This window comes from Variovorax sp. 10L421, assembly GCF_056395365.1.
Genome location: NZ_JBFTJJ010000005.1, coordinates 62,678 through 76,925 on the forward strand (window position 1 = coordinate 62,678; position 14,248 = coordinate 76,925).

At 70.0% G+C, this 14,248-nt stretch carries 2 protein-coding genes; both read right to left on the reverse strand.

All coding sequences use genetic code 11. From position 1 onward, the window contains the following. Positions 1-36: 36 nt before the first annotated feature. On the reverse strand, positions 37-6,945 hold the full coding sequence (locus tag AC1DFC_RS10090) for a beta strand repeat-containing protein (protein WP_478179153.1): 6,909 nt from the start codon (positions 6,943-6,945) through the stop codon (positions 37-39). Continuing rightward, positions 6,926-14,158 carry a hypothetical protein gene (locus AC1DFC_RS10095; RefSeq protein WP_478179221.1) on the reverse strand — a complete coding sequence of 2,411 codons (7,233 nt, stop codon included), beginning with the start codon at positions 14,156-14,158 and terminating at the stop codon, positions 6,926-6,928. Before AC1DFC_RS10095 ends, AC1DFC_RS10090 begins: the two co-directional genes overlap by 20 nt. Between the last annotated feature and the right edge of the window lie 90 nt (positions 14,159-14,248).

Here is a 14,248-nt window from a genome sequence, read left to right on the forward strand (position 1 = left end):
GCAGCGCCGGATTATTCGGCCCGCATCTCTTCGGCCTCAGTTCACCTTGACCGTGAAAAGAACAGCCCCCGAAGCACCCGGGTCCAGCGGTCCCGTGAATTGCCAGCTCAGCGCCCCCGTGCCTCCCGCGGTCTGCGCCGTTGCGCAGGCCTCCGTGGCCGCCGGAATCGGATTGGCGGGCGTGCGCTTCTGGCAGTTCGCGAGCGTCGCCGGCGTCGTGCCCGCCTGCGCCGTGACGAAGGCGGTGAACTGCGGCGTCGTGTCGTTGACCGTCATGCCGCTGATCGGGCTGGAGCCGTTGTTGGTGTAGGTGATGCGGTACTCCAGCACCTCTCCAGGCTTCGCCTGGTTGTTGATGCCGAAGCTGCCACCCTGCGTCACGTTGCGCACTTCCTTCTTGAGCTCCAGCGCGCTGGTCGAGACGGTCGTGGTGTCGGTCACCGTGTAGGTGGCGCTCAGGGCCGGGCCGGCATTGGTGAACACGAAGCTGGCCTGCACGACGCTGGCGTTGCCGTTGCCGGTCGCCGCGTTGGCGGGAATGAACTCCTGCATCAGGATGCAGACGCTCTGCCCGGCCACGACGTTCACCGGCGCGGCCGGCGGGTACAGCAGTGCGGCGCCCGCCTGCAGCGAACCGGTGCAGCCCACGTCGGCAAAGATCTTCCCGCTCCAGCCGCTGACGGCAGGCGTGTCGATCGAGCTCGGGATGTCGAAACTCACGGCGCCCGCGGTCCGGGCCATGAAGGTGTGCGGATAGCTCACCGTGCTGCCGGGCTGGCCGGTCTTCGCGCCGTCGGCCGCGAGCGTGTTGCGGTCCACGTCGCCGAAGTTGAGCCCCGCGTGGCCGGTGCCGTTCCAGGTGAAGGCGATGCGATCCGGCGTGCCGCTGCGGGTGTAGGTGTAGCTGATGCCGGCGATGGCGACGGCCTGGCCGGAGCGCAGCGGGACGCTGCCCAGCGAGGCGCCCGTGGAGATGCGCGAAGCGGCGTTGGTCTCTTCCACGCACACCGGATCGTTCAAGCCGAGGCCGAGGGGCGCTCCCAGCGCGTACTGCCCGCTGCCGTCCGTGATCGTCGTTGCGAGCGTGGTGGCGCCGCAATCGGTCAAGCGCACGGTGATGCCAGGGATGCCGGCCTCGCCGCCGTTGATCAGGCCGTCGTTGGCGATTCCGGCGCCCACGCCGTTGTCCAGGAACACCCGGCCGGTCACGCTCCTGGGATAGCCGTTGACGAAGGTGCAGGTGATGGCCGCTCCGGCCACCATGTTGGCGGCAGGAATGGTCAGCTGGTTGCCCGTGAGCGTGCCGAACTTGGCGGTCGGCGTGCCGCTGTTCGCGTCCACGCAGCTGGCGCTCATCGGATTGGCGGGCCAGCCGTCCGGCGAGCTTTCCCGGATGGTGACGCCGGTTCCTGCGGTGCCCGTGATGTTGGCGGCGCCGTTCGCGCTGCCTTCGCCCGTCACGGTGATGCTGTCGGTCGCCGTTGAAAGGCCGCTGAGCGCAAAGCCGAAGAGATTGGCGCCGACGCCGCCGACGGTGGTCTTGACGATCTGGACCCGGGGAAACGGCGGCGAATAGGTGTTGGTGAAGGTACACGCGATGTTGCTGCCCGGTGCCGTGGCGGCGGCGTTCAGCGTCACCTTGCGGTTCGGCAGATCGGGCGTGGCGGCTCCGCCGGCACCCAGGCCGGTACAGCTGATGCCCGTCAGCACGTAGTCGGCCGGCAGCGGATCTTCCGTGATGGTCGTCGCCACGCCGGGCGTGGTCAGGGTCTGGGCCGCGCCCGCGGCGGGCGTGCCGGCGGCCGTGGTGGTGATGCTCTGCGCCGCCAGGCCGTTGTCGCCCGTGAAGCCGAAGGTGCCGGTGGTGCCCACGGAAACCTTGCGGATGGTCACGCTCGCCGATGCGGCATTCGTGAACACGCATTGCAGCGACTTGCCCAGCTGCACGCTGGCCGCCGGGATCGTGTAGGTCCGGCCGCTCGCCCCGGTGCCCAGGCTGCCCACCGGCGTGCCCGCGTCGGTACAGGTTGCACCGGCCAGGTTCCAGCCGGGCACCGCGGCTTCGGTGATGCTGATGACCGCGCCGTTCGAGCTGGCGGTGAAGGCCTGCGTGCCCGCGGCTGCCGTGTTGCCGTCCACCTGCGCCGGCGTGCCGGCGGCCACGGTGCTGACGCTGCCGGCTGCCTGGGTGGTGTTGGTCAACGTGAAGTTGAAGGGGCCGCCGGTGCCGCCGGTCGTGGTCTTCTGCAAGGTGACCGTGGCCGGCGAACAGAGCGCGCTGGTGGTCGCCTGGGCGAGAAAGCCCTGGTAGGGGGCGCCGCTCTTGATGTGGACGACCACCGTGTTCGACCCGGACTGCCAGTTGCTCGCCAGCGTCGCGCTGGCCGCGGCACCCGGGTCGAAGCCGCGGAAGGTGTACGGGGTCGCCCCGCCCTGCGGCACGCCTCCAACGCTCTGCAGCACGCCGTTGACGTAGATCTCCGCGACCGAATTGTCGGAATAGAAGTCCAGCTTCAAAGAAAAGCTCGCCGGGTTGACCGACGCCGCCATGTTGAAGGTGAAGCGGTGGTAGATGTCGACATTGCCGGCGTGCGTGGTCTGGTACTGCGAGATCCAGTTGGCATTGCCGAAGGGCGAGGCGATCCAGGCCGTCGGCGCCTTGTTGCCGACGTAGGAGCGCGCCCAGGTGGCGACGGTGCCGGGCCCGCCCGTCGCCGCGCCGATACCCGACTCCCACACCGGATCGCGGCCCGTCGTCAGCGGTGGTCCGACCGGGCCGTCGAAGCCCGTGTTGAAGATCGCCGCATTGGTCGAGCACATCACCGTCGGCGCGATGGGCGGCGAAGGCGGATTGGTGTCGGCGGTGTTGGTGAAGGTACAGACGATGTTGCTGCCGGGCGCGGTCGCGGCTGCGTCCAGGGTGAGCACGCGTCCGTTGCGCGAGGCCGTCCCGCCGGCGCCCATGCCGGTGCAGGAGGCATCGACCAGCGCATAGGTCCCCGGCGGCACGCCCTCGGTGATGGTCGTGGCGGTGTTGGCTGCCGCGAGCGAACGCGTCGCCGCGCTGGCCGGCGTACCGTCCACCGTGGTCGTGATGTTCTGGGTCGCCGCCAGGCCGTTGGTGCCCGTGAAGCTGAAGGTGCCGGTGCCGCCGAGCGAGGTCTTGCGGATGGTCACCGTCGGCATGGTTCCGAACCTGTAGGGCTGCGGGCTGGGCAGGTAGCTGTTGGCGCCGACGCTGAAGCTGCCGCTCAGGACCGCGCCGCCCACCGTCACCTGTGTCGTGCTGTAGACGGCGGCCACGGTGGAGGTGGCCGTCACCTGACAGGTCGCGGCCGCCGTGGTCGTGCAGCTGCCGGCGGCGCCCACCGCGCCGCCGTTGAAGGCGACGTTCGGCGTCGCGCCGAAGCTCACCACCGTGCCGGCCTGAACCGGGTTGCCGGCCGCGTCGCGGATGAAGACCTCGAGCACGTCCTGTGCCGCGCCGTTGGCAAGCTGGTTGTCGGTGACGATGCGCAGGCCCGATTGGCTGGCGGTGCCGGAGCCGACGACGATGCTCGTCTGGGCGCTGTCACAGCTCACGCCGTTGCCGGACACGCAGCCCGCGCCGGCTGCCGTGGCTGGCGCACCAACGCCGCTCGTGCTGGTACTGGCGTAGTTGGTGAGCACCGTGCCGGTTGCCGCGATCGGCGCGGTCGCGTTCAGCGTGAAGCCGCGCACACCGGTGGAGGCCGGAATGCCGCCGGCAGGCAGCGTCATCGTGCAGCTGAGCAGTGCACCGGCGGCGCTGGGCAGCGTGCCGCAGTTCACCGAGGTGACGCCGGTGCCGGCCACGGCCGACGTGGCCACCACGCCCGGCGGCAACTGCTCGCTCACGACGAGCGAGGTGCCCGAGTCCACCGCGCCCGTGTTGGCCAGGTTCAGGCCGTAGGCGATGTTGCCGCCGGCTGCCACGGTCGCGGGCGCGGTCTTGTCCACGGCAATCACCGGGGCCGCGGTGTTGGTGAAGGTACAGGTGATGGCCGCGCCGGACCGCATCGCGCTCGCGGGCAGGGTCGCGGTGTTGCCGGCGAACGTCGCCAGCTCGGTCGCGGGATTGCCGCTGGTCGCGGCCGCCGAGTCCAGGCAGGACGCCGAGACCGGATTGGCCGGCCAGCCCGCGGGCACGCTCGACTCCTGCACCGTCGCCGCGATTCCGGCCGTGCCCAGATGGACCGTGGCCGAGGCCTGCGGCGTGAACAGCGCCGTCACGTCGATGCTGTCCGCCGGATTGGTGACACCCGTGAGCGTGTAGCCGAAGGTCTGGGTGCCCGTCACGTTGGTCTTGGTCTTGCGCACCGTGATGCGGGGCTGCGCGAGCACCGGGGTCGTCACGCTGCTCGTGCAGTTGCCCGCGGCGTTGCAGGCCGGATCGCCGCCGCCGCTGGCGGTCGCGGTGTTGTCCACGCTCGGCACCGCGCCGGCCAGCGGCGTGACCGGAATGACGAAAGAGACGCTGCCAGTGGTGGCCGCGAGCCCCGCGGGCACCGTGCAGCTCACGGCCTGTCCGGTGGCAGTGCAGCCGGCGGGCATGGTGCCGAGCGTCAGCGTCGCAGGCACCGTATCGCTGATGGTGGTCACGGCGGTCGTGGCGACCGGGCCGGTATTGGCGAGTGTCAGCGTGTAGCTGGCCGGCGTGCCGACTGCGAAGCTCGGCGCGCTGGCGGTCTTGGTCAGATTGAGCTGCGGCTCGATCGAGTTGGTGAAGGTACAGGCAATGTTGCTGCCCGCCGCAGTGGCAGCGGCATTCAGCGCAACGGACCTCGTTGCGAGGTCCGGCGTGGCCGTGCCGCCGGCGCCCATGCCGGTGCAGACGATGCTCTTGAGCCTCCAGCCGGCGGGCGGCGCGTCTTCCGTGATGGTGGTGGCAGCCCCCACGGTGGTGAGGCCCGATTGCGCACCGGCCACGGGCGTGCCGGCCGCTGTGGTCGCAATGCCCTGCGCGGTGAAGCCATTGGTGCCGCTGAAGCCGAAGCTGCCCGTGCCGCCTTCGGTGACCTTGCTGACGGTCACGGCCACGCGGGTGTAGGTGAAGGTGCAGAAGATGGTGGCGCCGTAGTCGGTGGCGGCCGCATCGAAGGTCACTCTTCGGGTCGAGAGATCGTAGGTCGCGGTGCCGCCCGGCGCCATGCCGGTACAGCTGATGCCGGTCAGCACGAAGCCGGCTGGCGCGGAGCTCTGCAGGATGAACGTCGAGATTGCGGGCGTGGTCAGAAACTTGGCGGGTCCGGAGGCCCCGACCCCTGGCGAAGTCGTGACGATGGGGCTGGCGGCCGCGCCGTTGTTGCCGAGGTAGCTGAACGACCCCACGCCGCCGTTCGAGACCACGGTGGTCGTGATGCTGGGCGCCACCTTGGGCGGCGTGTTGTAGGCGAGCACGAGGGTCGCCGTTTCATTGACGTTCACGCCATCGTCGTTGTTCGGATCCGCGTCGTTGGGCACCGTGCAGAAGTGCGTGGCGCCAGGCGTCGCGGCCTGCACGCACACCTTGGCGCCGTTGGGAACCGAGTAGCTGCCGGTCGCCACGCTGGGCTGCGGGAACACGGGAATGTCGAAGCCGACCTCGCCGCCGTCCGTCAGGTTCGGGCCGCTGGAAGCAGCCAGCGGCGTGGGGTTGACCTGGCAGGTCACCACCACGGGCGAACCGGCCTTCGCGCAGTTGGCGGGCAAGGTGCCCGTGTCCCATCCGGCCGGAAGGGTCAGCACCGCGGTCGAATTGTCCGAGCCCGTGGTCGGCGCAGGGCCGAAGTTCTTGGCGATGAGCCTGACGTTGCGCTGCTGGCCGTAGCTGGTCCAGCCATCGCTCGGCACGACCACCTGTACCTGCAGGTCCGGACGGCCGGTGATGATGTTCGAGCAGGTGTAGTCCTCGTTGGTGCCGAGCGCGTGCGCGGTAGCGCAGGTGCCGGTCTTCGAGTAGCTGTTGCTGTTGGTCCCGGTCGGCGCCAGGGCGTTGCCGCTGTAGTTGGTGCCCGCGGAGGTGTAGGTCTCGTAGGTCTGCTGGTAGCGCGCCGTGTTGTTGGAAACGCCCGGCGGATAAAAGACCACGCCGGCAACGCTCGGGCGCCAGGCGGCCGTGTTCGTGCTGCTGCCGAGCGTCTGGTCCCACGCGTAGTTGACGAAACTGATGCGCTGCGAAACGCGCGCATCGGGAAACTTGCCGCTCACGCCGGAGAAGCCGTCGATCAGTTCACCGCCGCCGGTATCGACCAGGCCGCTGCAGGTGCCCGTCGCGGAAAACGGGCAGACCGTCTTTTCGGCGTTCACGGGCCCGGGCACCGCGGAGCCCGGCCCCGTGCCGCCGTCGTCCGCGGTGAGGCCCAGCGTAAAGTTCGCGCCGCCGCTGGACGCCGCCTGGAACCAGTCGCCCGCGGTGACCATGACCGGGCGGCAGACGAAGGTGATCTGCGTCGGATAGATGTTGCCCGAGGCGCCGTTGAACATGCGGTCGAAGCCGCCGAGCACGGCAATCACGGTACCGGCCGGACAGACCTGGGGACCGCGCTGCGTCATGCCGTTGATCGGTCGGCCCCACCATCCCGCCGAGGCCGACGAGCCGAACGCGATGGTCGCCGCGCCCGCGCCTTCGCTCACGGTGAATGGCGTGCAGCCGAATTCGACCGCGCGCAACCCGCCGGTCAGGTTGGCGAAGGTGCCGCTGACCTCGGGGCCGTTGATGCGCTCCCACATGGTCAGTCCTGTGGGGAAGCCGTTGGCGCAAACCGTCTGCACGACCTGGCCGTCGTTGGTGCCCACCACGGTACCGTTGAGCCTTACCGCCCCCTGCGGCACGAGCACCTGCTGCGCATGTCCGAGAAGCGGAAAGACCAGCAGCCAGGCTGCGAGCAGCAGCCATCGCCGCGCGGCGGCCGCATGCGAGCGCAGCCTATTCTTGAGTCTTTGCATGTTCGCTTGCCTGATCCGTGTTTTTTCGAGAGGCCGATGCGGCGGGGGCGCTGGCCGACGCGAAGCCCAGCCCCGTCTCGTCGAACTTGAAGCGCAGCCGGATGTAGGCACCCTTGCTGGTGTATTCGTTGGCCGTCAGCTCGCGGTCGCGCAGGCCGACGAAGTTGTAGCCGGCCGAGACCCACAGGTCCTTGGCCACCTGGTAGCCGAGTTCGACGCCCGCGGTCTTCTGCAGCGCGCCGCCCTTGCCGTAGAGCACGCCGGCCTGCATGCCGAAGTCCCAGTCCTTGTTGATGTCGCGCGTGTAGCGCGCATGCAGCAGATGGGCCCAGTAGCGGCTCGCCAGGAAACCGTCGTCGGCGCGCGAGATCTTGCCCGCGTAGCGCGCACTGAGAACGCTGCCGCGCTGCGGGTTGTAGTTCAGGTGGGCCGAGACGATGTCGGCGCTGGTGCTGCCCGGCAGGCTCCTGTTGCCGGAATCGCTGCCGAAGGCGCTGCCGCCGTTCAACGCGCCAGCCGCATTGCCGCCCCCCACGATGCGCTCGGAGCGGCGCTCGTAGCGCAGCAGCGCGTTCCAGCTGTCGGTGTCCACCGGGCGGTAGGCCATGCCGATCTGGTGGCGCTGAAGGTGGCGCTCGTTGCCTGCATTGGTGCCCTGCCCTTCGCTGTCGCTCACCACGCTGCGCGCCAGCAGGCTCCAGGCGGGGCTGATCTTGTAGCCGAAGCCGGCGCTGAAGAGCCGGGTGTCGGCATCGTCACCCTTGCGTCCTTCGAGGATGCCGCTGAGCTTGTAGGTGTCGGTGAGGTACTCGACCCCGGCGGTGATGGCGGTGGACTGGCCGAGACCGCCCGCATAGCCGGTGCCGCTGTTCGCGCTGTTGGCGTAGCCGCCCAGCTGGCGGGTGTGCTCGAGGCCGCCCGTCACGCTGAAGCGGTCGGTGAGCTTCACGGTGTTGCGCACGCCGGTCGCCGCCTGCGCGGCCCGGCCGTCGATGCTGTCGGCGAGCCGGAACTCGTTGTAGACGCGGCCGCCCTCCATGTAGTTGCTCTCGATGCCCAGGATGCCGACGTTGTTGGATTGCGTCGCGCTCAGTCCGTCGGTGCCGTAGAGGCTGGAGACGAGTTCGTAGCGGCCGTAGACGCGGGTCTTGTCGGTGATGGCGTAGTTGCCGCCAACGGCCAGCGTGCGGCGAGCGGAATCGTGCAGGTCCTGCTCGCCTTCGACGAAGACCTGGGCCAGCGGCACGCCGGGCACCTGCGCCGACAGGCGTGCGCGCACGGTGGTCAGGCTCTCGCTGTCGGCATTGGCGGTGGCCGCCGCACCGAGTGCGGTCACGTTGTTGGCACCCACGCGGCTGCCTAGGCTTCCGGTGGAGGTGGAGACCTCGCCGTAGTCGAATCCGGAGCCGGAGGCGAGGCCGCTGCTGCGCTGGCCTTGGCGCAGGCCCACTTCGGCGACCAGGGTGTCGCCGAACTTCTTCTGCACGCTCGCGGTAGCGCCCTTGCGGTCGCCTTCGAGCAGGGCGTCCTTGCTGTAGATCATCTCGGCGCGCACCGCAGTGCTTGCGTCGATCTTGTATTCGGCGCGTACGGAGGCTTCGGTGCGGCCTGCGGAAAAGCTGGCGCCGGGGTTGTCGAAGCCCGCGCTGGTCTTGCCGGCCAGCGCCACGACCGCGAGCTTCTCGTCCTGGTGACGCACTTCGAGGCGCGTGCCCTCGCCCTTGCCCTTCGCATCGGAATCGGTGCGAACCAGCTCGGCCGCGGCCGTGGTGTTGTCGCCGATGCGGGCCACCGCCGTCAGGGCGCGCAGGTTGCGGTGGTTCTCGGGATTCTGGTCGGTGCTGGCGACCACGCCCAGCTGCAGGCGCTCCGCCACCTTGACCTGCACGTCGGTACCGGCCACCGTGAACTTGGGGCCTCCGCTGTCGACTTCGTACGTGACGCGGATCGACTGCGGGTTGAGGTTGGCATCGGCCGACGCGATCGCATGGGTGAACAGGATGCGGCGCGTGAGCGGCTCGACCGTGTAGTCGACGAAGCGCGTGACCGGCGTGCGCTGCAGCACGACGTCGGGCTGGTTGCGGTCGCGCACCACGACCTCGACCTGCTCGCTGTTGTCGACGAACTCGCCGCTGGTGGCGCTCAGGTAGTAGGGGCCGGAAGTGCCGACGGCGCGGAATTCCTCCACCTGCTGGGTCTGCGCGGTGCGCGAGACATAGCTGGTCGCGCGCACATTGCGGTCTTCGTACACGTGCTTGAGGCCGGTCAGCGAGCGGTTGTTCTGGCTCAGGTTGCGCACCTCGGTGCTGCTCGCGGTGGTGAAGTCGCCGTACAGCAGGAAGGAGCGGTTCTTGTCGATGCGCACGTAGAGCTTTTGCGTGCTCTGCGCGTCGAAGCCCTTGACCGACGAGTCGCCGTACACCGGGTAGAACTCGTCGGGCCGGATGTCGCGGAACAGCCGGTCGTCGCGCGTCTTGTCGGAATCGAAGGCGGCGGTGAGCAGGTAGTCGCCCTTGACGGCACCCTTGAAGAAGAAGGCGGCGCGGGCGCCGGCGCGGCGGTCCTTGCGCTCGTCGGCAAGGCCCGTCAACTCTGCCTCGAACGCGGCGCCGGCAGGCATGGCGCCGAGCGGTACGCTGCCGCGCCTGGTGAAGTCCAGCACGCCTTCGACAATGCCCACGCCGAGCATCGGCCGCATCTCGGGCAGCAACGCCAACCGCACTTCCTTCACAAAGCTGCCGGCGCTCACGCGCAGGCGCACATCGCCCGGCTCGCCGGGCGGCAGCAGGCGGAACTCCGCCGCGCCGCCGTCCATGAAGACCTGCGTGCCCGGTTCGGCGGGGTTCAGGTCCTCGTCGAGCCAGCGGCCGCGGTCCGTCTCCAGGGTGAGTTGGGTGCGCGCGGTCACCGGCACGCCGGCCGCGTCGACCAGCCGCACCTTGACAGCCACGGGGGTGCGCAGGTCGGCATATGCAAGCTCGGGCAAGTCGACCTGGATGGCGCCGAGCTTGTCCGGCGCGACGATGCCGATCCGCTGCGTGGCGCGCACGTTGCCGAAATCGTCCACCGCGTCGAGCTGCAGGCGGTTGGCCCCGGGCTGCAGCACCACGCCGACGTATTCCCAGGCGCCGATGCTCTTCGACGGCAGCTGCGTCTTCTTGCCGACGCGTCGTTCGTCGATCGCCTGGCCGTTGACCGAGAGGCGCAGCGCCACGCCGGACTCGCCCTTGACGCGCACGTTGATCGACTGGCCGGGAACGGTGTCGCCTTCCTTCAGGCCGAGGAAGCCGAGGGCGTTGCCGTCGAGCTCGGGCAGCAGCACTTCCAGCTCGATCGGGCTGGGCGCGGCCTGCGGCAGCAGCGGCGCGCTGCGCGGCGCCAGCATGGCGGCGGAGGTGTTGACGGGCCGGCTGGCGAAGGCGCCGATGCCGGCCGCCGCGCCACCCGCGGCCGAAGCGCCCTGCGCAGCGGCCGGCAGGCCGTTGAGCGCGGCGAACAGGCTTCCGGCCGGGGTCGCGGCCGCCGGCGCGGTGGCGCCCAGCGTGCCGCTCATGCTGCCCGACGCGGCACCGACGAAGCTGCTGGCGTTGGCCGGCGCATCGGGCATCGCGATCAGCGGCGCCGACGACGCCATGGTCGAGCCGCTGCTGCCGCTCGCAAGCGCCTGGCCGCTGGCCGGCAGCGAGCGGAGATCGCCCACTGCAACGATCTGTCCTTCCGGATTCAGGCGCAGCCGCACCTGGGCCTCGGCCTCGGTGTCCGGGATCGCGGCAATGGCGGCGCGGCGCGCCACCACGTCGGCCACCACGGCCTGGTCGCCGCAATTGCCGATGATGAAGTTGGCCTTGTGGAACTCCCCCTTCTTCAGGTCGACGAATCGGCTCTCGGGGCGGCCGGCATTGCGGTTGTCCAGCAGCTCCAGGCGGGCGCCGGGCGGCAGCGTGGTCTGGTCCAGGCGCAGCACGTGGGTGAGCGGCTTGAGGCCGTAGAGGCTCCACTTGCCCTCCACGTCGGTGACGACGTTGGTGCCGTCCTCCATGAACAGGCGCACGCCGGGCACGCCGATCTCGTCGGCGCCTTCCTGCCTGCCGTCCGCCTTGCAGTCCATGTAGACCTTGCCGAACAGGAAGGCGTCGTCGGAAAACACGCCGCCCGTGACGCGTACCGTCCAGTTCGCGAGGTTGGACTGCAGCGGCCCCGAATAGGCGCGCGCACGATTGACGGCGTCGCCATTGGTGGGCGCACCCACGCCGATGCGCACGCGGTAGCGCACCACGGCCGCCTGGTCGATACCGAGGGTGAGCGTCGGGTAGTCGAAGACCAGTTGCGGGCCCGCGCCGCCCGCCGGGTTGCCGGCCGCGGCGGTGTTGAGGCGCGCACTGTTGGCCACATAGGCGAAGCCCGGCGGCAGGCTGTCGCTGAAGCGCACGCCGGTGACCGGGAATCCGGTCTTGTTGGTCACGGTCAGTGCGTAGTCGATGAAGTCGCCGAACTCCACCTGGCGCTTGCTGCCGTCCTTGCGCAGCACCAGCCCGAGCACGTTGCCCGGGTCGAGCGGGATGTGGTTGTGCACGATGTCGCAAGCCGCGCCCGAGGCATTGAAGCCGGCGTTGACGGAGAAGTAGTGGGTCGTCGGATCGGCACCCTTGGGCGGCGTGGCGTTGGGCGCGATCTGGCCGCAGCCCGAGAAAGTGCCGGCCGTGACCGGGATCAGCTGCGACGGGTAGACATAGCCGGTGCCCGCCGGCGGCACCACGCCGAGCGAGTAGGTGCACATGCCGGTGACCGGCGGCGACTGCAGGAAGAACTGGTAGCTGCCGTCGGCGCCCGTGGTCATCGAGACGCTGCCGTTCGTATTGAATGTATAGGCGCCCGACGAGCCGCCAAAGATCTCCCCCGCCGTGATCGGCGTCGCGGCCCCGCTGCTGCAGGACTGCCGCGTGAAGGTGACCACCGCGCCGGCAACGGGCTCGCGCGTCACCGCGTTGTAGACCGTGCCTGCCGGATCAGCCAGCAGCGACTGCACCGAGCTCGCGCTGGCCGCCACCAGCATGGCGGGCGTGACGTTGATGGTGTTCTGGTCGAAGGCCGCGGCCCAGGCCTTGTTGGTGACCGCCACGCGGCTGCCCACCGCACCGGCCTTCTCGGTGATGCGCACCGTGAAGCCGATCTGCTCGCTCTGGCCGGGCGCCAGGCCGCGGTTGCCGTCGCTCAGGCTGAGCACCGCCTCGGTCGGCAGCTGGAAGGGATCGCTGCTGGCGAGCGCGCCGCGGTTGCAGGTAGCGCGGCCGGTGAAGCTTCCCGCGACGTCGAGCAGTCCGCTGCGCGCCTTGGGCGCACCGACCAGCTCCCAGGACGCGACCGAGCCGTCCGGCTTGTCCATGTCGAAGGTGCAGTTCAGGTTGTCGATCACGCGCACGTGCGGCGCCGGGGCGATACCGGTGTTGGTGACCAGCAGCCGGTAGTCGAGTTCGTACACGCCCTGCCCGATGCGCCGCGGCAGCGAGACACTCTTCACGAGCGTGAGCGAGGGAAGCTCCATGGACACCGGCGTTGGCGAGCTGTTGTTGTTCGGGTTACCGTCGCCGTCCGGGTCCGGGTCGGCGCCATCGACCGAATCGTCGAAAGCCACGGGCGCGCCGCCGGGCGTGAGCGCGCCCTGTGCGCGCACGCTGTTCAGCAGCGTGCCGGTGCGGCCGCTGAGGTTGATGCGCAGATCGAACTGCACCGTGAACCGCGCCCCGACCGGCAGCACGGCCCCGGGTGCCAGCAGGTTCTGCGCGGCCGGCGTGCCGGTGAAGGCAGCGTTGGCCGCAGCCACGGTGCCGCTCACGCCATTGCCCTGGTTGCCCGCGATGCCGATCGAGCCGGCCACCACCGTGTACTGGTTCGGCCCCGGTACCGCCGCGGTCGTGTAGCTGCCGAACTGAGTGGCACCGCTGCCTTCGAGCAGGTCGGCCGCCTGCACGCCGTAGAGCCACACGGCGCCGTAGTTGCGGATGTCCACGCTGAAGCGAACCGTGGCGGTTCCGTCGAGCAGGCCATCGGCGCCGCGGTTCGGGCGCGGCGCCGACGCGGCCTTGGCAACGCCGATGCGGCTCTGGCTCGTGGTGATGAGCACCGTGTTGGACGGCGACACCGCCAGCGCGACGCCGTCGTTGTAGTAGCTCTGCGCGGTGTTGCGGATGTCGCCGGTCTGGTCCGGCCTGACCCGCACGGCGAACTGCATCGCGATCGATGCATTGCGCGACACGGGAGTGGGCACGCCGATCGCCACCTCGATCGCGGCGGCATCGTCCGCGGTGCGGTAGCTGAAGGCCGGATCGCCCGGCAGGCGGAACAGGCGCACCGCGCCCGCGGCAGTGCTCTGCAGCGTGCCGGCGATGTACTGCGTGCCGGCTGGCACCAGGTCGCGCACCAGCACGAGGCTGGCCGGCGCGCCGTTCACCAGCACCGGCGTGCCGGCCGGCGCGGCGCTGTTGGCGGGCTGCGCATCGCGGGCGCCGATGTTGGTGCCGGAAACGGTGAAGTCGATGCGCGTCTGCCCCGGCACGACGATGCCGGGATAGCTCGCGGCCTTGGTGATGGAGATCACCGCGACGTCGCCGACGGTCACGACGTCGCGGTTGGTGGCGCTCAGGTTCTGCAGCGCGGTGGTGGCCGTCAATGCGGCGCAGGCGACACCGTTCGCGCTCGCCGGGATCGTTCCCTGCACCAGCAGCGCGGCCGTCTCGCCGGGCTGCAGCGCCAGCGCAGCGCCGGCGCCGAGCGGAAGCTCCGGATCGGCGGGGTCCACCACGCCGTTGTTGTTGGTGTCGCGCACCACCCGCAGGGCCGAAAGGTCCAGCGTGTCGGCCGCGCAGCCGCCGGCGTTGTTGGCAAAGCCCAGCATGTAGCTCGACGGCACGTTGCCGGTGTTGGTGAGCAGGTGGCTCAGCGTGACGACGGTGGCGGGCGGACGCGTGACGGTCTGGTCCTGCGTCAGCACCAGCGCCTCGACCGGCAGCACGTTCGCCACCACGCTGTTGGAGCTGGAAGTTTCGGTCTGGGCAAATCCGGCCGGCACGTAGGTGGCCGTTGCCACGTTGCGGATCACGGTGCCGCCGGGGGCGGGGGCGGCCAGCACCGCGGCCGGAGCAAGGAGGAATGCCAGCCCGATCGCGAGCGTGGCGCGGGCGCGGCGCCATCGATGCGAGCTGCCGCTCACGCTCATTGAATCAGACAAGAATTGCACTCCGCGAAACCTTCCGTCGGCCCCTCCGGGCCGTGAATGACTGGATCTTTTTCCGCTGCCGCTTCCGCG